Raw genomic sequence first — 22,631 nt, 5'->3', positions numbered from 1 at the left:
CTAAGATAACGGGAATCTTGCTCTTGGAGGATCGGCTGATTTACCCTAAGAATGTACACATCAACAGATATTTTAGCCGTCTAGACGTTTACAATAGTAAGAAGTTACGTTAGTTTATGAGTTCGATTATTGATATCCCACATGATATGAAGAGAACTCATGATAGAACTTAAGCATTTACGCACTCTCGTATCCTTGAGGGGCTCAGGGTCACTCACTGCTACCGCAACGTCATTACACTTAACCCAGTCAGCACTCTCCCATCAGATTAAGGATCTCGAACTTCGATTAGGAGGGCAGCTGTTTTTGCGTAAAACTCGTCCGGTAAAATTCACAGCTGAAGGCGAGATATTATTACAACTTGCCGATGAAATCCTACATAAGATAGCGATTGCAGAAGGCAAAATTGCCAATTTGAAGGAAGATGTAAATGGACGTTTACATATGGCTATTGATTGTCACTCTTGCTTTCAGTGGTTAATGCCTGCCTTGCGGGAGTATCAATTAAGTTGGCCGAGCGTAGGATTGGATTTTATTTCAGGGTTTGATTTTGAACCTATTCCAGCGCTGCTATCTGGTGAACTCGACCTCGTCATAACCTCAGATATTGTGCCGAGTTCAGACGTACACTACGAACCATTATTCGATTTTGAAATGTGTTTAGTGACCTCAGTCCACCACTTGTTAGCCGCTAAAGAAAGCATTCAACCTGAAGATTTTGTTGATCAAACCGTTATCACCTACCCCGTACATAAATCTCGCTTAGATGTGTATAAACATTTCATGCAACCCGCGGGCGTTGACCCTCTCAAGTGGAAACAGGCAGATAATACGTTAATGCTTATTCAGATGGTCTCCGCAGGCCTAGGTGTGGCGGCGATACCTAATTGGGCCATTCACGAGTTTTCTAGACAAGGATTAATCACAAATAAGCCTTTAGGTAATGGATTATGGCGACGGCTCTTTGCCGCGACTCGTCAATCAGAACACGACAAAGCGTACCTGCAAGCTTTTTTTAATACCGCTAGATCGCAATGTAAAAACCACCTTGAAGGGATTAAAATGCCATAAAAAAGGATAAACCTAGGTTTATCCCTTTTCTGACAACGTCATGTCGGCTCTATCGCTCATAGGACTTAAACTGATTCGTGAGCGGGTCATATTGATAGCCAAGGACGTCAAGTTTACCAATCAGGTTTTGAACATCCATCTCGTACATAACGACCAAATCTTCAAAACTGTCACATTCCAACCTCAACTTCTCGTTAACAATCCCCAACAGAATATTACTGTCTATATGGTTAACTTTACTCAAATCCATCACCCTACTCCCATTCCCCATCACCTAGAATTAAGCGTAGTACGATAGGACGAATTGTGACAAGAGGTGGGTCATAGAAATTAACGCCTAGTTGAAAAAATCTGACCAGTTTAAACGCTAGATAACAAAAATAACGGGTATAACTCTACACCTGATAAGAGCAAAGCCATCAAGGCCATCGATAGTTGAATTTTGCTAATAGACTGACGAGTTATCATATGTAACGGCCAAATCAACAACCCCACAACCAAAAGTGCCAAGCCCAGTAATACATTACTTTGCAGCATGGACATTAAGTGGTCACTTAGAGCGACCACTTGCAGAGCAACTAGAATCGCCAAAATTATTCCGCTAATAATACCAACGACCGGTAAAACCTTATGGAAAGCATCTAAACGAGATCGTGCGATCAGCAGTAATAGGTTAGCGAATATAGCCCCAAGCAAACTCACAAAACAGACCCAACCTATCGATGCAGAAAGCGACGAGAACAGAGATAATTGTTTGATGACAAACACCAGCGCTAATGCGTCGGCGATGTAAAGTACCCACGTTGGACCTTTATCACGCGTTTTCTTAATCTGGACTTTAGAAAAGAAATAGAAGATAGGCGCGGCAACCACCAAAGAGGTTAGATTTACAAAAGCAATCGCTAACCAAAGTACACCTACTATGGGTAGTAGTTTATGCACACGTCCTCTTTGACCTGGACATATCTCACCTTTAATGAGTACCAAAGTAAGTATAATCTGAGCACCCAATAACATTGGGGCGAAAAGTGACAATAAAGGTTCAATCATGATTTATTCATCTATTTTACAGAGCCGCGGATATTAACATAGATATCGCTCCCATCCACAAACATAAGCCATATTAGGTCGTACGCAATAGAGAAAAGAGCTGGTTTGGCAAACGGTATATTGAACTATAAAAATAAACAATAGGTTAAACTATACTTAAAAGCACAAGTTGAACCGTTCGAAAATCAACCAACCAAACATTTTAAATTCTGCTATAATCCGCCGATTATTTTTCGGTTAACATAAAACCATTGCATTCTCAAATGAAGGTTACGTCATTTCATGATCCCATTACCAAAAACAGAGCTGTTCGAATATCCAAAATACTGGGCTGAATGTTACGGCACTGCGCCATTTTTCCCTATGTCACAACAAGAAATGGACGACTTAGGCTGGGATAGCTGCGACATCATTTTAGTCACTGGTGACGCCTATGTTGACCATCCGTCTTTTGGTATGGCGATTATTGGCCGAATGCTTGAATCTCAAGGCTTTAGGGTTGGTATCATTGCCCAACCAGATTGGCATTCGAAAGACGACTTTATGACATTAGGTAGACCAAATCTATTTTTTGGTGTTACCGCTGGTAACATGGATTCAATGATAAATCGCTATACGGCTGAACGACGTATGCGGCATGACGACGCCTACACTCCCAATAACGAAGGTGGAAAACGTCCTGATAGAGCGGTGACTGTTTATACTCAACGATGTAAGGAAGCTTTTAAAGAAGTTCCCGTTGTCATTGGAGGTATTGAAGGAAGTTTACGCCGTATCGCCCACTACGATTACTGGTCCGATAAAGTACGCCGTAGTGTTTTATTTGACTCTAAAGCAGACATTCTAGTTTATGGTAATGCCGAGCGTCCATTAGTAGAAGTTGCTCATCGTATCGCTCAGGGTGAAAATGTAAAAAACATTACCGATGTTCGTGGTACTGCATTTGCCGTCAAAACAGCCTTACCAGGTTGGCGTGGTATTGATTCTCGTAACATTGACAGACCGGGAAAAATTGATCCTATTCCTAGTCCGTATCAAGACATGACGCCATCAAATTGTGATAAACAGGATGAAGTCACAGCGTCAGGCGCGACAATTGTTACCAAACCTACAAGAGTCAATTCCACGGACGTTACAAAAGAAGCCGTACCAATACAAATCAGTCAGTACCAGAACAAATCTTGGGAGAATAAGATTAAACCGTGGGAGATGACTTACGTTAAACTTCCCTCGTATGAACAAGTAAGTAATAACAAATCACTGTATGCCCATGCCTCTCGGATTTTTCACCAAGAAGTGAACCCTGCAAGTGCTCGCGCATTAGTTCAATCTCACGGAAATCGAATGATCTGGTTGAACCCACCGGCTCTTCCACTATCTGAAAAAGAAATGGACGGTGTTTTCGCTCTGCCCTATGCCCGAGTTCCTCATCCAAGCTATGGTGATGCGAAAATCCCTGCTTATGACATGATCAAAACATCAATCAATATTATGAGAGGGTGTTTTGGCGGTTGTTCATTTTGTAGTATCACAGAACATGAAGGTAGAATAATTCAGTCCCGTTCTGAGCAGTCGATCATTGATGAGATTGAAGATATTCGTGACAAAGTGCCTGGCTTTACTGGTGTCATTTCAGATCTGGGTGGACCTACAGCAAATATGTATCAGCTGCGTTGCAAAAGCGCAAAAGCAGAGGCGACATGTCGTCGCCCTAGCTGCGTTTGGCCCACTATCTGTGGGCATATGGATACCGACCACAAGCCAACCATCGATTTGTATCGTAGAGCACGTAAAGTAAAAGGCATTAAGAAAATTTTAATTGCTTCCGGTGTACGTTACGATCTCGCCATCAAAGATCCGGAATATGTCAAAGAACTGGCGACTCATCATGTCGGCGGTTATCTAAAAATCGCGCCTGAGCATACAGAGGAAGCGCCACTCGCTAAAATGATGAAACCTGGAATGGGTTCATACAACGAATTTAAGCAAATGTTTGAGCATTACTCAAAACTTGCTGGTAAAAAACAATTTTTAATTCCGTACTTCATATCTGCACACCCAGGAACGACAGATATGGATATGGTTAACTTAGCACTATGGTTAAAACAGAATAATTTCAAGTTAGACCAAGTACAAAATTTCTATCCGTCTCCTTTAGCAAACGCGACAACGATATACCACACTGAGATAGACTCTTTAAATAAAATTCGTAAAGAAAATCCAGCGGTTCCAGTTCCAAAAGGGACGATACAAAGACGCTTGCACAAGGCTATCTTACGTTACCACGATCAAAATAATTGGGGGCTGATTAGAGAAGCGCTTAGTAAATTGGGATTGGCCAACAAACTCATTGGTAGCGGCCCTGAATGCCTTGTGCCGCATGAGACTCGTGGTGAAAAGAACAGTAATAATCGAAAAGGTAAGAACAATACAAATGGTAACAAAACGTCATTTGGCCAAAAACGAGGCGATAATAAGTCACGGGGTAAAAGTAACCCAGGGTTAACCCGCTTTAGTAGCAATCAGTTTAAAAAGAGTAAAAAATCCGACTAGCGATAAAAGCGTTCCACATAACCATCAAACTAAAAGCACTGAATGTCTCAGTGCTTTTTTTATCTGACCATTTACTTCCTCCAGTCCCTTTAAAATCACCTCGGCGACTTGAGAGGAGACAACCTAGTAGATAATGTGGTCAGGCCGTCACACGATCAAAGTATAGGCGTAGGCCCAACGACAAGTGTATAACCGATAAAGCTAGGCACTGACTCTTCCTACTTCTCTACATCTGAGTTTATCAATAGGTAAAGGCCTATCCACATAATAACCTTGGACCAGATTACAGCCATAAGAAACCAATCTTGTATATTGGTCCTTCGTTTCTACCCCTTCAGCGACGACCTTCACTTCACAAGATTGACCAATCGCAATAATCGCTTTGATTAAAGTATTGCTTTGAGTACTCACTAATATCTTATCCACAAAGCATCGATCTATTTTTATCTCTGTAATGGGTAAGCTATTTAGATAACTTAGCGATGAATAACCCGTACCAAAATCATCTAACGAAATACCGAAACCTAAATTACGTAGGTGATGCAAGATCGGCGTGACCATATCAACATCATCAATCAGTACATTTTCGGTAATTTCTAACGTAATTCTTTCAATTGAAATACCAACATCATCGATGATTTCTAATAGCCGCTTGGCAAAACCAGGCATTACTAACTGTTTTGGCGAGATATTTACTGAAATATCAATCGCGTCTTCGCCATTTGGCGATATAGACATGATATCTTCACAGGCACGACGAAATACAAACTGACCGATCTGTTCAATCAAACCAGCACTTTCAGCTATAGCGATAAATTTCACAGGAGAAACCATACCTAACCTTTCATTGCTCCAACGTGCCAGTGCCTCTACGCTAACTAATGTTTCAGTCATTACATCAATTTGCGGTTGATAATGAACAGAAATTTCATCTTTGCATACTGCCCGACGAAGCTCCTCTTCTATCATGTAATCATATTGAATCTGTTCATTGATGGTGCTGTCATAAAACATCACCTCGCCTTTTTGAATCGCTTTAGACTTATATAAGACAATATCGGCTTTGCGGATCAAAGATTCGGCATCATCACTATCAGATGGAAACATGCTGACGCCTATACTGCAATTGGTGTGAAAGATTTTTCCATTGATCACAAATTGATCGTCAAATACTTGTTTAATCTCTTTAATAATATCTATTGCCTGCTCAGTTCCACTCAACTCTGGCAAACAGAAGATAAATTCATCACCACCAAAACGAGAAACCGTATCCATCGGCCCTAAGATAGTCTCAAACTTACGACTTATTACCTCCAATAGTTTGTCACCAGAAGAGTGACCGTAGAGGTCATTCACTTTTTTGAAATCGTCTAGATCGACAAAAATAACCGCCAGCTCAGTTCCACTTTTCTTAGCAGATTCTATTCCACGAGTAATATTTTCTATCAACAACAAACGGTTAGGCAACCCGGTAAGAGCGTCATGTAATGCCATATGCTGCATTCGATTCTTCACATTTTCTAGTTCATCAAAATCGCTATTGATTCGCGACTGAAATTTGTAAAACCTAGTCGCAATCATATTGCTGAGTAACAATGACACAAGAGTAACTAATATAGTAAGGATCGCACTTAGGCTAATAACCTTTAGCGATTCTCTGTTGTTTTGTTGTTGCAGAATGGCCTTTTTTTCCAGTAAATACTGTTCGAAATCATCGACGTAAAATCCAGTGCCAATGATCCAACCCCATTCATCTAACCCTTTTACAAAGCTGATTTTTTCTTGGGTGTCGTTGTTGCCGTAGTTAAGAGGAACACCATATCGAAGGAAACCACCACCTTGCTCGGTTTGAAAGTTCATGCTTTTCATGTCCAAATGCGAACTTTCATCCACATCTGCTAGATATGAACCAATATAACGATGATCTCGATGGGACAGAATTTTGCCCTCTTTATCCAATACAAAAACGAAGCCTTGAGCGTCGTAACCGTAGTCGGTGAGCCATTCCAAAACCTGATTTTGCACGTCGTGTTCTACATCAACAAGGTATTCGCCTGTACCAATTAACCAGTTGTATGGTTCAAAACGTTTTGCAAACCCTACTTTTTCGAACTCTTTTGCCTTTTCTTCACCTGGTTTTGGGTACCACCAACGATAAAACGCCTCACCATGCTCTTCGACGAGTTTGATATGTTCTCTGAGGATGAAAGCTCCGCGAATATCTTGGCTATTCCACCCCGATTTCCCTTCAATCTCTGGCCGTAGGCCATGCATGATATTGACACCATCCATTTGAAAAATAAAAAAATAACCTCGTCCTTTGAAAAAACGAATCGGTCTTAATGCTTCAGATATTAACTGGGTAATTTCGGCCGTAGATTTACTCTGATTAGTTCGGTATATATTAGCGGCTATTGCGTAGGCTTCTTCCACTCTATTTTTTGCCTGCTGCTTAAGCAATTTTCGAGTCTGGGTTTTCTGATAACGTATTTCATTTACAACCAAATCGATATGTTGACGGATACTTTCTTTCTGCCTATCAATCGTTTCGTCACGCAATGAATCAATACTATGCTGGGCTTTTAATCGGTTATCTTGAATAACAACAAAATTAATAGATAACGCAAAAATCGCGATCAACACTACCGGTGCAAATCGAATCAATCTGAGCAATTTATTATCGTTAAGTGAGGACATAGCAATCCATCTTTTAATTACTTAATAAGTATAGGCAATCAATAGCACTAGACCCTTTCATAGATCTCAAAACGTTTATTTTTATCTCATTTATTAGCCAATGTTATCTAACGGCCATAGCCAGATCTCTATGTGATTATTTTTATTATAGTTTAATACGTCACATTGGCACTTTGACTTAGGTCTAGGCTCAAAAATAATAGCCAGCTGTGACAAATGCCTCATTTGGGAACCGACAATACTGTTGGCATTTATTGGATAAACATCGTACTGATTCTGGTTATTCCATTTTGTAATAGGGGGGTATTATTATTCAGTTGAACTGAATTGAATATACGGCACTATGATTAAATAATCATCAATGTTCGAATCGCAAGGGATTAGAAAATGAGTCACGTATTCCACAGGCATTGCCATACAAAACTACCACATGTTTCTCATGGTGTTGGCGCTTACCTCTATGATACTGAGGGAAAACAATATCTCGATGGTTGCGGTGGTGCCGCAGTATCTAATTTAGGTCACAGCCACCCTGCTATCAAAGATGCAATTAAACATCAACTCGACACTATTCCCTATGCTCATACGGGATTTTTTACCAGTGACGTGTGTGAAGAGCTCGCCACATTAATTTCTGACCTTGCCCCTGCATCTCTCAACCATGTCTATTTTGTCAGCGGAGGTTCTGAGGCCGTCGAATCTGCATTAAAAATGGCTCGGCAATACTTTGTTGAGAAAGGCCAAACAGACAAAAGCCAGTTTATCGCAAGGCGTCAAAGCTATCACGGTAATACATTAGGCGCGTTATCTGTGGGGGGGAATGAATGGCGACGAGAGCCATTTAGACCATTGCTCAATAATGCACATCACATAAGTCCTTGTTACGCCTACCGTGACCAAGCAAGAGAGGAAACAGAGCACGATTACTCCATTCGCGTTGCTAATGAACTTGAGACTACAATCCTAGAAGTTGGGCCAGAGAACATTATGGCTTTTGTTGCGGAACCCGTGGTGGGTGCCACATCCGGAGCGGTGCCTGCTACACAAGGTTACTTCAAGAGAATTCGACAGATATGCGATAAATATGACGTATTGTTGATCCTTGACGAAGTAATGTGTGGTGTTGGTCGTACCGGAACCTTCTTTGCTTTTGAACAAGACGACATCATTCCAGATATTGTGACTATGGCGAAAGGCCTAGGCGCTGGATATCAGCCTATTGGTGCTGTTGTGGCAAGCGATGAAATCTATGACACGATTGCCAATGGGAGTGGTTTTTTTCAGCACGGGCACACTTTTATGGGACATCCCATGGCTTGCGCCTCAGCATTAGCCACCATAAAAACCATAATCAACGACCAATTACTTGCTAAAGTATCTGATTTAGGTAGTAAACTTAAACAAAAACTTGAGAATGCTTTGCTACCATTACCCTACGTAGGAGACATACGAGGTCGTGGGCTATTTTTGGCTATTGAGTTGGTTGCCAACAAAGAAGATAAAAGCCCGTTAGCCGTATCTACTCAGGCGAACAAGACAATCAAACAAGCCGCAATGAAAAATGGATTAATGTGTTATCCCATGGCAGGAACGATAGACGGGAAACATGGCCATCATATATTGATCGCCCCTCCATTTATCATCGAAGATACACAACTGGACGAACTTGTAGACAAACTAAAATTGTCCCTACAAGAAGCATCGTCGACATGGAGCTAGTTATGGAAAATGACAACAATAAAATCGCCATTATTGTCGCTCCCAATGGCGCGAGGAAAACTCGACAGGACCACCCCGCTCTTCCTATCACTGTAGATCAAATCGTTACAGAGGTGATCGCCTGTCGAGATGCAGGCGCCGCAATGGTTCATTTACATGCACGAGATAGTAATGGTAAGCATTCATTAGCCATCGACGACAACATTCAGGTAATGAACGCCGTGACAGCAGCGGTAGGTGACAGCATCATTGTTCAGCTCACGACAGAAGCTATTGGTATGTATACACCAAAGCAACAAATGGAATTAATAAGGCACACGCAACCTGAAGCGGCATCATTTGGTTTAAAAGAGTTGATCCCAAATGACGCTCATTTGGACAAAGCTAAGCCGTTTTTCCAATGGGTGGCTGACGTCGGCATGATCGCGCAGTACATACTCTATAGCGTTGACGATATCGCACTGTATTTTTCATTACTCAAAAGCGGTGTTTTGCCCAATAAAAACCACCATACACTCCTTGTTTTAGGTCGATACCACAAGACATTGCAGTCTTCACCAAGAGATCTAGTTCCATTTCTTACCGACAAGTTGTTGGATAACTCCCATAGATGGGCCGTATGCGCTTTTGGCGTACAAGAGCAAAAATGTTTGATAACTGCTATGCTTTTAGGTGCCGATGTTCGAGTTGGATTCGAAAATAATCATCTTAATAATCTGGGGCTTATCGCAAAAAATAATGCTTCACAAGTTGATAACATTAAGGAGCTAACAGATTTACTTGGAATAAATAGGCATAATGCGCACAGTTATCGCAGTGCGTTAACAGATTAATTGCCGTCTTAGCGGCTTGTTAACTTAGTTAGATGGATAATTTAAACACATAAAAGGAATTACTATGTCTCGAATTAAGACCCTATTAACCGCTACAACCACAACCGTTCTTATGGGTGCCTCTTTTGCTGTCAGTGCAGCCGATCAGTTCGTCACAATCGGTACTGGTGGCGTAACTGGGGTTTACTACCCAACAGGTGGCGCAATTTGTCGCCTCGTTAACAAATCTAAGAAAGAACATGGTATTCGCTGTTCTGTAGAGAGTACAGGTGGTTCAATCTATAACGTCAACACTATCCGTGCTGGTGAACTAGATCTTGGTATTGCTCAATCTGATTGGCAGTATCATGCATACAATGGTACAAGCAAGTTTGCTGATGCAGGTCCATTTAAGGAACTTCGTGCTGTATTCTCGATTCACCCAGAACCGTTTACTGTTGTTGCCCGTGCTGATTCCGGTATCAAAACATTCGCAGACCTAAAAGGTAAGCGAGTTAACATTGGTAATCCAGGTTCAGGTCAGCGCGGTACAATAGAAGTATTAATGGAAAGATACGGGTGGACAAAAGATGACTTTAAGTTGGCTTCAGAGCTAAAAGCTTCGGAACAATCTAAAGCACTTTGTGACAACAAAATCGATGCGATGGTATACGTAGTTGGTCATCCAAGTGGTGCAATCAAAGAAGCAACAACTTCTTGTGATAGCGTCATCGTTACCGTAAATGGTAAAGAAGTAGATGGCCTTCTAGCAGACAACAGCTTCTACCGTACTGCAACAGTACCAGGTGGCATGTATACAGGTAACGATGCTGACGTGGAGACCTTCGGTGTCGGTGCTACCTTTGTATCTTCAACGTCTGTTTCTGATGATGTTGTGTATGCTATTGTGAAAGCAGTATTTGAAAACTTCAGTACCTTTAAGAAGCTTCACCCTGCATTTGCAAACTTGAAGAAAGAAGAAATGATCAAAGACGGTCTTTCAGCTCCTCTTCACCCAGGCGCTATAAAATACTACAAAGAAGCCGGTCTTCTTAAGTAAGATTCATGTCGATAACAAATAATAAAAAGCCTAACAATTTTCTGTTAGGCTTTTTTTTATTCTATTGTCTCGTCCTGAAATGTGTTTACACATTGAGGACTTTAAAATGGACAATCCAACACCCAACCGAGCTCGACGCTCACAAAGAGATTACTCATTAGGCTTTAAATTGGCAGTAGTCAATCAAGTTGAAAAAGGCGATTTCACCTACAAGCAAGCTCAAAAATACTATGGCATCCAGGGGCGCAGCACCGTGCTCGTGTGGTTAAGAAAGCATGGTAAACTAGATTGGTCGAAACCAATTTATGTACCCAATATGCTTAAATTAAAAGAGACTCCAACTCAAAAAATCAAGCGCCTCGAACGTCAACTAGAAGAAGAGAAAATGAAGAATATCGTCCTCAATGGGATGGTTGATATCATGGATAAAGAATACGGGGCAGGTCTAAGAAAAAAGTACTTATCCGAACCCTCTGGCAAGCCAAAGAAAAGGGACAAGTAAAACTCGCTCCTGCTTGTCGCGCTCTAGGGATGACTGCTCAATGTGTTTATCAAGCGATCAAACGGATACAAAATAGAGCTAAGAAACTCGAACCTGTTCGAGAGTGCGTGATGTACTGGCGCAAATATATGCCACGAATTTGGGCTAGAAAGCTTTACCAACTAATTAAGCCAGAACTGGAAAAACAAGGTATCAAGCTTGGTAGGGATGGGTTATTTCGTTACTTAAGAGAACAAGGAATGCTTGTCCAACCTCGTAAAAGTTATACGAAAACGACGAATAGTAACCACTGGATGCGCAAGCATCCGAACTTACTTAAAGAGCATTCCCCCAAAACACCTGAAGAAGTATTTGTTAGCGATATTACTTATGTGGAATCAGAGCAAGGAGTACATTATTTGTCTTTGGTCACTGGTGCTTACAGCAGGAAAATAATGGGATATGAATTAAGTAACGAGATGAAGGCAACAGATGTCGTCAAAGCACTGAATATGGCCGTCAAGAATCGGCAATACAGCCGTAATGCCATTCATCATTCAGATAGAGGACTACAATATTGCTCTGGTGTTTATCAGACAGCATTGACAAGAAGCGGAATTAAGCCATCGATGACAGATGGGTATGACTGTTATCAAAATGCCCTTGCAGAGCGTATAAATGGCATACTGAAACAGGAGTTTTTGTTGTACAAGTGCCGAGGACTTGATGAATTAAAACTGCTCGTTGATGAATCAATACAGATATATAATGAAATGAGACCGCATTTAAGCTTGGGAATGAAGACACCAAACGAGGTGCACAAAAAAGGTCAGAGCGAAAAGCTTCTGACCTTCTATTAAAACCGTCAACGTATTTTAGGACGGGACACTAAACTGCTCTCACAAGGTGTTTATAAAAAATGGAACGTCGCGGTCAACGATAGGTTTTTGACGTCGTCGTTGTCCATTTTATAAACGTGGTATGCAGCACCAATGGCAAGAGGACCAAATACGAAGTATTCAAGACCAACACCGTACATTGGATCGACACCATCATCTTTCACCGCGCCGAGTTCTGAATTCCAAGAATGAGCACCAACGCGTCCATAAACATGAAGTGGTCCAAAATCCATACTTGGTCGAATCGCCGCGTATATTGAATCAGCAGAAAACTCGTCTGCACCAATGTCGAATGTCCCATGGTCAATATAACCAGCTTCAACACCAATGAATGGTAATAAACCTGTACCTATGTGAATCTCGGCCGATGTCGCCGTTTCACCACTATAATCAGACTGACCTACCATCGCTCCACCATAAATCAGTGAATCAGCAGACACTGATGTTGCAAAACTTGCTAATGCTAGGACTAATAAAGTCTTTTTCATACCTTACCTTCTTTGTTGTAAACCGCAGGTGGCATAATATTGCCGCTCATACGCTCAATTCTTGAATAGTTTCATACTTTGCAATTTCCTTGCCTAACATGACCCTATCGCATTTTTTATTCTCTTGTCAGACACAGGATAAGGTGTACCGAGTTGCTGCGCGAAGAAACTCACCCGTAACTCTTCCAGCATCCAACGGATCTCTTTAACATTATCAGGAATTACCACACCTTTCGGTATTTTATTGAGAAGTTCACGATAATCATTATAAACCGCTTCTACTTTTAACATCTGCAGACGATCCCGATTAGGGTCAATAGGCAGTTTTTCCATTCGTCTCTCAATCGCTTTTAAGTAACGAAGGATATCCGGCAGTTTTTTCCACCCACATTCTGTAGCAAACCCTTTGAAAATCAACCCTTCAACCTGAGACTTTATGTCCGATAATGCAAACGCCATTGTAAAATCAATCTTGCCTTTCAGCTTCTTATTGATATTAAATGCTGTCGTCAAGATTGTTTCAACTTGTTTCGCTATATCAACAACCGTATCACCGAGCTCTGCGCGAACGAACTCTTTTTGAAGCTCAAATTGATCGTTGTCCCAAACCAACCCACCTTTTTGCTCGATAAGCTTGTCTATCCCACAAGCAATACAGTCATCAATCAAATCCATTACTTTACCGTAGGGATTAAAATACAACCCTAGCTTGGATTTATTCGGGAGGTTTGCGTGCAAATACTTAATAGGGGATGGTACGTTTAACAGTATCAATCGTCGCTGGCCTGCTTTCATTGCTGACTCTTGTTCATGTTCCGTTTCAAAGAGCTTAATTTCTACACTATCTTTGCCATCAACGATTGCAGGAAAGGCTTTTACTTCAAATCCCCCTCTTTTTTGCTGATACACCTTCGGAAGCTCACCAAAACTCCAAGTATGCAAACCCTGTTGTTCAATATCGTCATCAGCAACCTGCGAAAGCGTCTTCTGCACTTGTTCTTTAAGGCTCTCTTTTAGTTCGTGCAAATCCTTATGTTCTTTTAGTTTACGTCGATGTTGATCTACCGCGCGAAACGTGATCTTTAAATGCTCCGGAATTTGATCCAACTTCCAATCATCTCTTAATACTTCTACACCGGTAATACGACGTAACTCTTTTTCTAGGGAGTCGAGCAACGGGGCCTCGAACGGCGTGACACGTGCCAAAAATGCATCCGCATAGTTTGGCGCTGGCACGAAATTACGTCGCAGCGTTTTAGGCAACGATTTGATTAAACTAATGACCAGTTCTTTTCGTAAGCCTGGAATTTGCCAATCATAACCAGAATTGTCAATTTGGTTAAGTATCGGTAACGGTATATGCACCGTAACGCCATCCGTATCATCTCCAGGTTCAAATTGATAACTCAATTTCAGCTTGATGTTGTTGTGATGCCAGAAATTCGGATAATCCAGATCGGTTATGTGGCTCGCATCACCTCTAAGCAACATCTCTCTTTCAAAGTTGAGTAATTCTGGATTCGTTTTGCTGGTTTTTTTCCACCAACTGTCAAAATGCCTTGCAGATACAACATCGGTTTCAATGCGTTGGTCATAGAAATCAAACAGTTCGTCATCATCAACCAAGATATCTCTACGACGAGATTTGTGCTCTAGCTCTTCGACTTCGAGTAACAACTTGCGGTTGTTTTTGAAAAAGGCATGTCTGGTTTCCCATTCGCCTTCGACTAAAGCACTACGTATAAATATCTCTCTACATATCACTGGATCAATAGAGTCGTAGTTCACCAGCCTTTTAGGCACAATAGGAATGCCATAAAGCATCACTTTTTCCGATGCCATTACGGCACCTTGTTTTTTGGACCAATGCGGTTCACTGTAGCTGCGCTTTATCAGGTGTTTTGCTAACGGCTCTATCCATTCAGGTTGAATTTTCGCAACCACCCGTCCCCACAGCTTAGAGGTCTCAACGAGCTCAGCCGATATCACCCACTTTGGTTGTTTCTTAAACAAACCTGAGGCAGGGAAAATATGGAATCGCGCATTACGAGCCCCTTGATACTCATTCTTTTCCTGATCCTTCACACCAATATGAGAAAGCAGACCAACAAGTAACGCACTATGGATTCCTTGATAATCACCTGGTTTGTCATTTAGTTTGGTATCCATTTCCCGCATAGACTGATGAAGCTGGAAATAAACATCCTGCCACTCACGGATTCGAAGATAATTTAAATAGTCTTGTTTACACTGCTTTCTGAATTGATTCGAAGAGAGCGCTTTCTGCTGCTCCTGAATATAATTCCAAAGGTTGATCAACGTGACAAAATCAGATTCTTTATCAAAGAAACGACGATGCTTTTCATCTGACGATTGTTTGTTGTCAGACGGACGCTCTCTTGGATCTTGTATCGAGAGCGCAGAAGCGATAATCATTACCTCTTTCAAGCAACCAAACATGGGCGCTTCTATCACCATTCGCGCCAAGCGAGGGTCTATAGGGAGACGAGCGACTTGGCGACCGATTGCGGTTAGCTGTTTTTTCGTATCACTGCTGCTTGCATTCATCGCGCCTAGCTCTTCTAGCAAACGTACACCATCCAAAATGTTGCGTTTGTCCGGAGCTTCCACAAACGGAAATGCTTGAATATCACCTAGCCCTAGCGCTGTCATTTGCAAGATAACGGAAGCAAGGTTAGTACGCAAAATCTCTGGATCGGTAAACTCAGGACGGGATTCGAAATCTTCTTCTGAGTAAAGCCGAATACATATCCCTTCCTCTACGCGCCCGCAACGACCTTTACGTTGGTTAGCACTTGCTTGAGAAATCGCTTCTATCGGTAAACGCTGAACCTTTGTTCTATAGCTATATCGACTGATACGTGCCGTACCAGGATCGATAACACATTTGATGCCCGGTACGGTTAGAGAGGTCTCTGCCACATTGGTAGCAAGAACAATCCTACGCCCCGCATGAGGTTGAAATATCTTATTTTGTTCGCCAGAGGATAGCCTTGCATAGAGTGGCACTATTTCCGTATCACGGAGGTTTCTTTTAGATAAAGCATCTGCGGTGTCCCGTATCTCTCGTTCACCGTTCATGAAGATAAGAATATCCCCTAAACCTTCGTCCACGAGTTCATCTACCGCTTCAAAAATGCCCTCAAGCTGATCTCTATCATCCGCGTCATCGCTATTTAGTGGTCGATATCGAGTTTCTACAGGGAAAGTTCGACCCGACACCTCAATAATCGGTGCATTAAAAAAGTGTTTAGAAAAGCGTTCTGGGTCAATGGTTGCCGATGTGATAATGACTTTTAAGTCGGGGCGCCGTGGGAGTAACTCTCGAAGATAACCAAGTATAAAATCAATATTAAGGCTGCGTTCATGCGCCTCATCGATAATAATAGTGTCGTATTGATTAAGAAATCGATCATGCTGAATTTCCGCTAACAAGATGCCGTCAGTCATTAATTTGATCTGGGTATTGTCAGAAATCTGATCGTTAAATCGAACTTTATAACCAACAAATTCACCGAGTTCAGTTTCCATCTCTTCGGCTATTCGATTGGCAACTGAGCGAGCCGCTAAACGACGCGGTTGTGTATGACCTATTAAACCGTATTTTCCCCGGCCTAACTCACTGCATATCTTTGGAAGCTGTGTGGTTTTACCCGAACCTGTTTCCCCAGCAACAATAACAACCTGATTCTCAGCGATAGCTTTAGCAATATCGGCTCGTTTTTGGCTAACTGGTAGTTGTTCTGGAAAATCGATGGTTGCACTATTTGACTGGCGCTCTTGCACCTTCATCATAGACTTCGCAATATCGAGTGTTATCTCATCAAAAACCGCATTCATTGAATGTGCATTTTTAATGCGGCTAGCACCATGAATACGCTTAGATAATCTAAATCTATCCTTTATCAAACAATCTTTCAGTGCATTTCTTAGTTGCGCTGCACTGTTGTGTCTGTTTTTTTCGTTCTCAACGCCGTGCGATTGAGATTTCGATTGTGACGATGTCAACGAGATAACCTACCTAACTTGAAATTGCGCCGATTGTATCACAGCAATATCTAGAAGCCGTAACATTGTTAACCCGACTTATTAGTAAAGATTTGTTATTCATTTACTTAGGTTATCGTTACAATAGGTTCTTCTAAACAGACCCAGTGGTAAAAAGTGAAAACCTCTCAATTAGTTCAGTTCCTCTCTACTCTTCCAAAAGGCCAAGACCCTGATGTAGTAACGGGTGAAGAGTGGCTACCTGAATCGTTGATAGACGCCAGTTTTGATGGTGATCTTGTTAATCTACGGTTTGACAATGCACCAGAAGAAGATGCGGGAGATCTCGAAGGCAGAGGCTTTGTTGAGCACGAAATCGTTATGTTAAAAGATCAAATAGTGAAGCTAATGTTCGATCAAACGATTGACCAAAAAGCGAAGGCAGAACTTTTTTTATCGCTGTTTATCCTTTCCCACGAGAAAAGCAGTACCGAAGTGATAGAAATATTAGAAGACCCGTTAGCGTGGATGTCAACTACCGAATAACGCTTTCCAATATTGCCCCTGCACCGCTAACAAAACAGAGTAGTAACGCAGCCCAACGAATCCATTGCTTTGATAATCGATGAACAATTAACGTCGCCGTTTTATACCCAAGCCATGCCGCAGGGATTAAAGGCAAACTTAAGTAAAAATGGTTTAACGTTAAGTAACCCACAAAAAACTGTACCAGAAGAGACATCAACGAGCTAAACAAGAAAAATGCTGCCAGATTGCCACGAAACTTATTGGCATCTTGATGCTGTAACAATATTGCCATCGGTGGCCCACCAATACCTGAACTTGTCCCCATAAATCCTGACAAAAAGCCCGCTACTGCCATTTTATTTCTTGTTGGTTCGAGTCTAATCGGTAGCAAACTCAAAACCAATGAGATGATGACAGCAATACCTAACCAAAGCGACAAAGAATCGACTGACACGTAAACAAGCAAAAAACCACCAGCAACAGAGCCTGGTATCCGCCCGATTATTGCACTTTTTAACCCTCCCATCTCTATATTGGATCGGTTTCTAAAGGTACTTAATAGCGTGATAAAAAACGCAGCAATAATGATTGGCGCGGGTACATATTCTGGAGAAACATGGAAGAGTAATGGTGCAGAAACAATGGCTAAGCCAAAACCTATTGCCGTTTGAACAAAAGCACCGAGGAATATAATTCCCATTGCGATAAGAACGGAAGAGTCTAAATCTATCATTAAAGTAAACTACGAATACAAAACCGCATCTTAACTTTTTTTGTTCAAGTTTTGTAAACTATCGTAAACAAGGGTTGTAAATATATTTTGTGCCTATATCTTTTAATAAAGATAAACGAATAGGGTTCCATTATGTTTAAATCTATAAAGTCGATATTTAAAGAGTTATTGGAAGGGAATGACTTATCTGGCAATACCATCAGTGATCCCGATCTAGCTATCGCCTCTTTGCTTTGTGAAGTGGCAGCAGCAGACTCTCAAGTGGCAGACGATGAAGAGAAAGCCAAACTCGTGTTGCTCATGCATCTGCTCGATATTGATGAGCAAAAAGCCAAGTCTTTAATCGAACAGGCTAAAGAAAGCATTAAGCAAGCGGTCTCTCTTTACGACTTCACGACTCAGCTAAGAGAGCTAGAGCAATCCGCGCGCTTTGACCTTGTGAAAGCAATGTGGGAAGTGGCCAACGCTGATGGATATATAGACCCTCAGGAAGACGCTGTTATCAGAAAGGTCGCGGAGCTCTTATACGTGGATCATAGCGAGTTTATTCGCGCCAAGCTCAGTGTTATACCTAAGTAAACTAAAGATGCAGCATCTGGAGTGGAAGGGTAAATAGAACGAGCTTGTAAGTATTTGGGTGTCCATCATCGACACCCAAATCAACCCACCATAAAATGATCAATTCATAACAAGGTAAATGCTAGTTTCGCTAGATTATACGCATCCACATAACCGGAATGCTGCCGGCCTTCCCACTCTATTCCTTTTGATTCTTGCGCCGCTCGATGACCGATTCGTTGATCCTTAACTCGGTTTTGAATTCGATATATTGTGGCTAAATTTAGATATTCATGAAAAGGAACGTCTAACCCCTTTTCCATACATTCATCCTTAAGAATGAGATCATCTCGCCCCCACGCAGCGTAGATTTTATTTGGACCACCGAAGTATTTAATCATGGATTTAAATACATCTTCTAAGGGCCGACCTTGCTTTTGAATTGTTTTTGAGGTGATACCGGTTAGCTCAACACAAAATTCTGAGATCTGATCATGCTCTGGCTTTACATAGTATTGTGCTCGTCTCACTATCTTCTGAGTGGACAGATCTATTTCAGCCAAACCAATCTCAATGATCTCACCGGTCGTACCTACGCCATCTTTGTTCCAACAACACATCTCTAAGTCGAAACAAACGACCCTATTGTAATTCATGTTAAACCCTGTTCTTTATTGCTTTTCACCTAGTTTTACGCTGCCATCACTGGCAAACCAAAGTGCTTCTTTTCGCCTTCTACCCAATAATATTGGACCATCATCGTAAAATAGGAAGTTCTTCCAATTCTCTTTAAACACCGACCATTTAGTCTCGACAATATTATATTTTTCATAGCAAAAATAGACGGTGACGTCATCTTGCCAATCGATATGTTCAAGTACATCGGCGGGTAACGCCGCGTCATCGCTCTCCCATTCTTCCATCCAATTTACTTCGTTAAACCAACTGTTGGTCTTACTTGGCCAATCTTGGTTGGAAAATCGTTCTGCATCAGGACTCTGATTGCTGATGTTCTCTTTCCAAAACTGAGCCGAACGAGCTTGAGTCATTGGCTTTATTAATGGAAAATACTTCTCTTCAATAGGCATCGACTGGTGGGTAAAAATCCACTTTCGACTGTATTCATCTAAATTTAGGTACGACATTGCAATTCCCACATAATCTACGGCTTGAGCCAGCCTTTATCGACTGAATCATTTATCATCTCTAACGCTTTTTCCCACAAGGCATTGGAGCCCTTCTCTATTCGACCGTTGATATCAATAACTTGCTGTCTCGCAATGCCATGTTCAACCCAACTTTGTCCTTGATTCTGGTGGTTCATTAATATTGGGATAACTCTATCCAACGCCTTAGCGAATAGTGCCTCGTCTGATTGAGCCTCTTCAAACTCCAGCCATATTCCTTTCAGCTCCATCGCTTGGTCATCTGGAAGCATGCCAAACAACCTGTCCGCCGCTTGCTGTTCTTTTTCCGCTTGATTTTCTGATGCTACTGCATCGTAGACAAAGGTATCACCTGCGTCAATTTCAACGATATCATGCAGCAATAACATCTTTACAACCTTAGTAATATCGACTGGTTGGTTCGAATGCTCTTGTAAAATAATGGCCATCAATGCTACTTGCCAGCTATGTTCTGCTGTGTTTTCCAATCTTTTGTCTGCACTTTCAACCCGCGTTCTGCGCAAAACCGATTTCAATTTGTCTAGCTCCATGATTAATTCGAGCTGTTTACTTAGTCTATCGCTTATCATTTTTTCTCTCGCCATTCTTTATTAAGCAAAGCGGTAAGGTTATGGTCTTCCCATCTGCCGTTAATCAATAAATAGTCTTTTGCAAAACCGACTTTTTCGAATCCTTTTGACTTTAGGACCGCTGCACTTTTCAAATTCATAGGCATATAACTTGCGGATATGCGGTGCATATTTTGTACCTTAAACATCCAACCACAAGCTAGATTAAGCGCTTGACTCATAATACCTTTGCCTTGCATGTCTTCGTCTAGAGAATAACCAACGCTACAAGAATGCACAGGAAAACGGGTTAAATTACTAAAGGAGATGGTACCCAGCATATCACCAGAAATACGATTAATGATAAGGCAGTAAAAACCCAGTTCGAGCAAATGCAATTCGTTAAGTTTAATCAGTTTTTTCTCCCATCCTGCTTCTGTAAAGAAAGCCTTTTCTCTAACCGGCTCCCAAGGACGTAGGTATTCTTTGTTTTTAATAAAGTAATCACTGATAAGTTTAGCGTCGTCTTTTGTGGCCAATCTGACCTGCAGTTCGCCAACTCTTTCATCCAGTCGGCAAAATTTAAATTCTTTCCACATTACAGTTTCTTAATTCCATATTCTCTAAGTTTATTTGCAATTGATGTATGTGATACACCTAAGCGTTTTGCTAGTTTTCGACTCGATGGGAATGATTGATATAACCTGTCTAGAATTTGAGATTCATACTCCTTCATAATCTCATCTAGTGACCCATCCAAACTAACGCCGATATGGTTAACCATACTCGACTCCACTTTTGGTAATTGAAAATCATCGATAGTTAACGAATGTCCACTAAGCTGCGTTATCGCTCTTAATACCATGTTATCGAGTTCTCTGATATTCCCCGGCCATTGATAATTAGATAGCTCTTCAACGACCTCAAGGCTGATACTTGGCTTGCTTATACCCAATTGAAGCGAATATCGATGAATAAATAAGTCGAGTAACGGTGATACATCACTTGAACGCTCTCGAAGAGAGGGAATAGATAGCGTTAAAACGTTAAGCCGATAATAAAGATCTTCTCTAAACTTACCTAACTCGGTCAACGTCGCCAGATTTTGCTTAGTCGAAGCAATAATTCTTACATCCACATGTATTTCGTCTTCCGCGCCAACTCGTCTATAGGTACCGTCTTGCAAAAAACGAAGCAATTTAATCTGAAGATGTGGGCTCATTTCGCCGATTTCATCTAAGAAAACAATCCCGCCATCGGCCTGTTCGAAGATACCTTTATGTCCAATGCCTTGGTTAAAAGCCCCTGGAGCATGTCCAAATAGTTCTGTCTCAGCGACATCATCAGGCATGGATGCACAATTGAGCACTAAGAAAGGCTTGGTTGCTCTTTCTGAACGCGAATGACATGCGCGCGCTATCATCTCTTTACCGGTACCCGTTTCACCTTCAACAAGCAGAGGTTGGTCCAGCATCGCCAATTTTTTTGCATGAGATATCAGAAATTTGTGTCGATTGGAAATACCAACAAAATGTTCAAACCCGATCGAGCTCGACTCTGGAAGAAAATTCGTCTTTAGTTGATCTTGAAGAATTGATTTGAGTGTCACTACAGCACTTGCAAGGACGGATTCGTCTTGATTCTCTCCGCTAATATAAACAGGTGTAACCTCTAGAACGTAATCGAGACCATCAATGACCACCGACTCTCGTTTTCTATTAACATCACCTTCTATCCAGTCAGCAAAATTGAAACTAGGTACATACATCGCAATTTGTTCACCAATAATTGCATCCACATCCTTGCGAAGTAATTCGCACGCGGCGTGGTTTGCCATATCGATGCTACCCGTAAGACTGACAGATAATACTGGATCTGGTAGGTTCGCCAATAAAGATACCAATTCAGTATTGTGTCTTTCACTTGGCATAAATCGAATTTTTCGCACATCAGTTACGCCAGATATACGCCTTATTTGAGCCATTAACTCACTGAAAGCCTCAAATTCCATCTCTCGACAGCATAGGTATATGATACCGACGACATCGATCTCTATACCACGCAAGTCGATATTTCGAGAGGCAAGTAATTCAAGCAATTCGCGGGTAAGCCCCACTCTGTCTTCACATAATACTTCAAGACGCACGAAAAAATCCTTCAAGGTGTCAGGAAAAGTTGACACCAGTTTGTATTAAGGAATTTACGGCGTCAAGATCATAAACAGATTCTGAGGCGATCG

Annotated in this window: 19 protein-coding genes; 8 read left to right on the top strand and 11 right to left on the bottom strand. The window is 41.5% G+C overall.

Annotated elements, in window-relative coordinates; genetic code table 11:
* The first annotated feature begins 159 nt into the window (after positions 1-159).
* Positions 160-1,071 (top strand): LysR substrate-binding domain-containing protein, encoded by a 912-nt coding sequence (locus tag L3V77_RS07395; RefSeq protein WP_275136425.1) that lies wholly within the window; start codon positions 160-162, stop codon positions 1,069-1,071.
* A 49-nt stretch (positions 1,072-1,120) separates the two neighbouring features.
* Here the strand turns inward: L3V77_RS07395 and L3V77_RS07390 are convergent, their stop codons facing one another.
* The gene (locus L3V77_RS07390) at positions 1,121-1,321 is read right to left on the bottom strand and encodes a DUF4250 domain-containing protein (protein WP_195703087.1); all 201 of its coding nucleotides are present in this window, start codon (positions 1,319-1,321) and stop codon (positions 1,121-1,123) included.
* A 110-nt stretch (positions 1,322-1,431) separates the two neighbouring features.
* A complete protein-coding gene (locus tag L3V77_RS07385; protein WP_275136424.1) occupies positions 1,432-2,121 on the bottom strand; it encodes a hypothetical protein in 690 nt (229 codons plus the stop codon).
* 282 nt (positions 2,122-2,403) lie between these two features.
* Between L3V77_RS07385 and L3V77_RS07380 the strand changes: the two genes are divergently transcribed.
* Positions 2,404-4,674, top strand: a complete 2,271-nt coding sequence (locus L3V77_RS07380; protein ID WP_275136423.1) for a YgiQ family radical SAM protein — start codon at positions 2,404-2,406, stop codon at positions 4,672-4,674.
* Between the two features lie 201 nt (positions 4,675-4,875).
* Here the strand turns inward: L3V77_RS07380 and L3V77_RS07375 are convergent, their stop codons facing one another.
* A complete protein-coding gene (locus tag L3V77_RS07375; RefSeq protein ID WP_275136422.1) occupies positions 4,876-7,371 on the bottom strand; it encodes a cache domain-containing protein in 2,496 nt (831 codons plus the stop codon).
* 387 nt (positions 7,372-7,758) lie between these two features.
* On the opposite strand from L3V77_RS07375, the gene L3V77_RS07370 reads away from it, so the two are divergent.
* The 4 genes from L3V77_RS07370 to L3V77_RS07355 all read left to right on the top strand — a co-directional run bounded on the left by L3V77_RS07370 (position 7,759) and on the right by L3V77_RS07355 (position 12,303).
* Positions 7,759-9,090 carry an aspartate aminotransferase family protein gene (locus L3V77_RS07370; RefSeq protein WP_275136421.1) on the top strand — a complete coding sequence of 444 codons (1,332 nt, stop codon included), beginning with the start codon at positions 7,759-7,761 and terminating at the stop codon, positions 9,088-9,090.
* A 2-nt stretch (positions 9,091-9,092) separates the two neighbouring features.
* Positions 9,093-9,923, top strand: coding sequence for a 3-keto-5-aminohexanoate cleavage protein (locus tag L3V77_RS07365; RefSeq protein ID WP_275136420.1), 831 nt, complete (start codon positions 9,093-9,095; stop codon positions 9,921-9,923).
* A 64-nt stretch (positions 9,924-9,987) separates the two neighbouring features.
* A complete protein-coding gene (locus L3V77_RS07360) occupies positions 9,988-10,962 on the top strand; it encodes a TAXI family TRAP transporter solute-binding subunit (RefSeq protein ID WP_275136419.1) in 975 nt (324 codons plus the stop codon).
* 106 nt (positions 10,963-11,068) lie between these two features.
* Positions 11,069-12,303, top strand: a protein-coding gene (locus tag L3V77_RS07355) for an IS3 family transposase (RefSeq protein ID WP_275135865.1) whose coding sequence is annotated in 2 segments (ribosomal slippage) — positions 11,069-11,420 and positions 11,420-12,303 — 1,236 coding nt in all. Because the reading frame shifts where the segments join, the coding sequence is not laid out codon by codon here.
* Between the two features lie 50 nt (positions 12,304-12,353).
* On the opposite strand, the gene L3V77_RS07350 is transcribed toward L3V77_RS07355, so the two are convergent.
* Both L3V77_RS07350 and hrpA read right to left on the bottom strand, forming a co-directional pair.
* Entirely contained in the window at positions 12,354-12,830 is a 477-nt protein-coding gene (locus L3V77_RS07350; protein WP_275136418.1) for an outer membrane beta-barrel protein, read from the bottom strand.
* Positions 12,831-12,923: 93 nt separating this feature from the next.
* A complete protein-coding gene (gene hrpA, locus L3V77_RS07345) occupies positions 12,924-16,859 on the bottom strand; it encodes an ATP-dependent RNA helicase HrpA (protein WP_275136417.1) in 3,936 nt (1,311 codons plus the stop codon).
* 156 nt (positions 16,860-17,015) lie between these two features.
* On the opposite strand from hrpA, the gene L3V77_RS07340 reads away from it, so the two are divergent.
* Complete coding sequence (locus L3V77_RS07340) at positions 17,016-17,384, top strand: hypothetical protein (RefSeq protein WP_275136416.1); 369 nt, start codon at positions 17,016-17,018, stop codon at positions 17,382-17,384.
* On the opposite strand, the gene L3V77_RS07335 is transcribed toward L3V77_RS07340, so the two are convergent.
* Positions 17,374-18,099, bottom strand: coding sequence for a sulfite exporter TauE/SafE family protein (locus L3V77_RS07335; protein WP_275136415.1), 726 nt, complete (start codon positions 18,097-18,099; stop codon positions 17,374-17,376). The genes L3V77_RS07340 and L3V77_RS07335 overlap by 11 nt on opposite strands.
* 132 nt (positions 18,100-18,231) lie before the next feature.
* Between L3V77_RS07335 and L3V77_RS07330 the strand changes: the two genes are divergently transcribed.
* On the top strand, positions 18,232-18,678 hold the full coding sequence (locus tag L3V77_RS07330) for a TerB family tellurite resistance protein (protein WP_275136414.1): 447 nt from the start codon (positions 18,232-18,234) through the stop codon (positions 18,676-18,678).
* A gap of 104 nt (positions 18,679-18,782) precedes the next feature.
* Here L3V77_RS07330 and L3V77_RS07325 read toward each other — a convergent pair whose 3' ends face one another.
* From L3V77_RS07325 to tyrR, 5 genes are read right to left on the bottom strand one after another with little or no spacing between them, the layout of a single operon-like run.
* A complete protein-coding gene (locus tag L3V77_RS07325; protein WP_275136413.1) occupies positions 18,783-19,313 on the bottom strand; it encodes a 3'-5' exonuclease in 531 nt (176 codons plus the stop codon).
* A 15-nt stretch (positions 19,314-19,328) separates the two neighbouring features.
* Positions 19,329-19,802, bottom strand: a complete 474-nt coding sequence (locus L3V77_RS07320) for a DUF2947 domain-containing protein (protein ID WP_275136412.1) — start codon at positions 19,800-19,802, stop codon at positions 19,329-19,331.
* A gap of 17 nt (positions 19,803-19,819) precedes the next feature.
* Positions 19,820-20,413 (bottom strand): HD domain-containing protein, encoded by a 594-nt coding sequence (locus L3V77_RS07315; RefSeq protein WP_275136411.1) that lies wholly within the window; start codon positions 20,411-20,413, stop codon positions 19,820-19,822.
* Positions 20,410-20,991 carry a GNAT family N-acetyltransferase gene (locus L3V77_RS07310; protein WP_275136410.1) on the bottom strand — a complete coding sequence of 194 codons (582 nt, stop codon included), beginning with the start codon at positions 20,989-20,991 and terminating at the stop codon, positions 20,410-20,412. The genes L3V77_RS07315 and L3V77_RS07310 overlap by 4 nt, the downstream gene beginning before the upstream one ends.
* The gene (gene tyrR / locus L3V77_RS07305) at positions 20,991-22,538 is read right to left on the bottom strand and encodes a transcriptional regulator TyrR (protein WP_275136409.1); all 1,548 of its coding nucleotides are present in this window, start codon (positions 22,536-22,538) and stop codon (positions 20,991-20,993) included. Before tyrR ends, L3V77_RS07310 begins: the two co-directional genes overlap by 1 nt.
* Between the last annotated feature and the right edge of the window lie 93 nt (positions 22,539-22,631).

It is taken from the genome of Vibrio sp. DW001 (assembly GCF_029016285.1).
Lineage (GTDB): Bacteria > Pseudomonadota > Gammaproteobacteria > Enterobacterales > Vibrionaceae > Vibrio.
This window is presented reverse-complemented; position numbering and strand designations above follow the sequence as displayed.

Coding starts and splice junctions, on each gene's coding strand:
- L3V77_RS07395 (WP_275136425.1), top strand. CDS start 160: ATGATAGAACTTAAGCATTTACGCACTCTCGTATCCTTGAGGGGCTCA.
- L3V77_RS07390 (WP_195703087.1), bottom strand. CDS start 1,321: ATGGATTTGAGTAAAGTTAACCATATAGACAGTAATATTCTGTTGGGG.
- L3V77_RS07385 (WP_275136424.1), bottom strand. CDS start 2,121: ATGATTGAACCTTTATTGTCACTTTTCGCCCCAATGTTATTGGGTGCT.
- L3V77_RS07380 (WP_275136423.1), top strand. CDS start 2,404: ATGATCCCATTACCAAAAACAGAGCTGTTCGAATATCCAAAATACTGG.
- L3V77_RS07375 (WP_275136422.1), bottom strand. CDS start 7,371: ATGTCCTCACTTAACGATAATAAATTGCTCAGATTGATTCGATTTGCA.
- L3V77_RS07370 (WP_275136421.1), top strand. CDS start 7,759: ATGAGTCACGTATTCCACAGGCATTGCCATACAAAACTACCACATGTT.
- L3V77_RS07365 (WP_275136420.1), top strand. CDS start 9,093: ATGGAAAATGACAACAATAAAATCGCCATTATTGTCGCTCCCAATGGC.
- L3V77_RS07360 (WP_275136419.1), top strand. CDS start 9,988: ATGTCTCGAATTAAGACCCTATTAACCGCTACAACCACAACCGTTCTT.
- L3V77_RS07350 (WP_275136418.1), bottom strand. CDS start 12,830: ATGAAAAAGACTTTATTAGTCCTAGCATTAGCAAGTTTTGCAACATCA.
- L3V77_RS07335 (WP_275136415.1), bottom strand. CDS start 18,099: ATGATAGATTTAGACTCTTCCGTTCTTATCGCAATGGGAATTATATTC.
- L3V77_RS07330 (WP_275136414.1), top strand. CDS start 18,232: ATGTTTAAATCTATAAAGTCGATATTTAAAGAGTTATTGGAAGGGAAT.
- L3V77_RS07325 (WP_275136413.1), bottom strand. CDS start 19,313: ATGAATTACAATAGGGTCGTTTGTTTCGACTTAGAGATGTGTTGTTGG.
- L3V77_RS07320 (WP_275136412.1), bottom strand. CDS start 19,802: ATGTCGTACCTAAATTTAGATGAATACAGTCGAAAGTGGATTTTTACC.
- L3V77_RS07315 (WP_275136411.1), bottom strand. CDS start 20,413: ATGATAAGCGATAGACTAAGTAAACAGCTCGAATTAATCATGGAGCTA.
- L3V77_RS07310 (WP_275136410.1), bottom strand. CDS start 20,991: ATGTGGAAAGAATTTAAATTTTGCCGACTGGATGAAAGAGTTGGCGAA.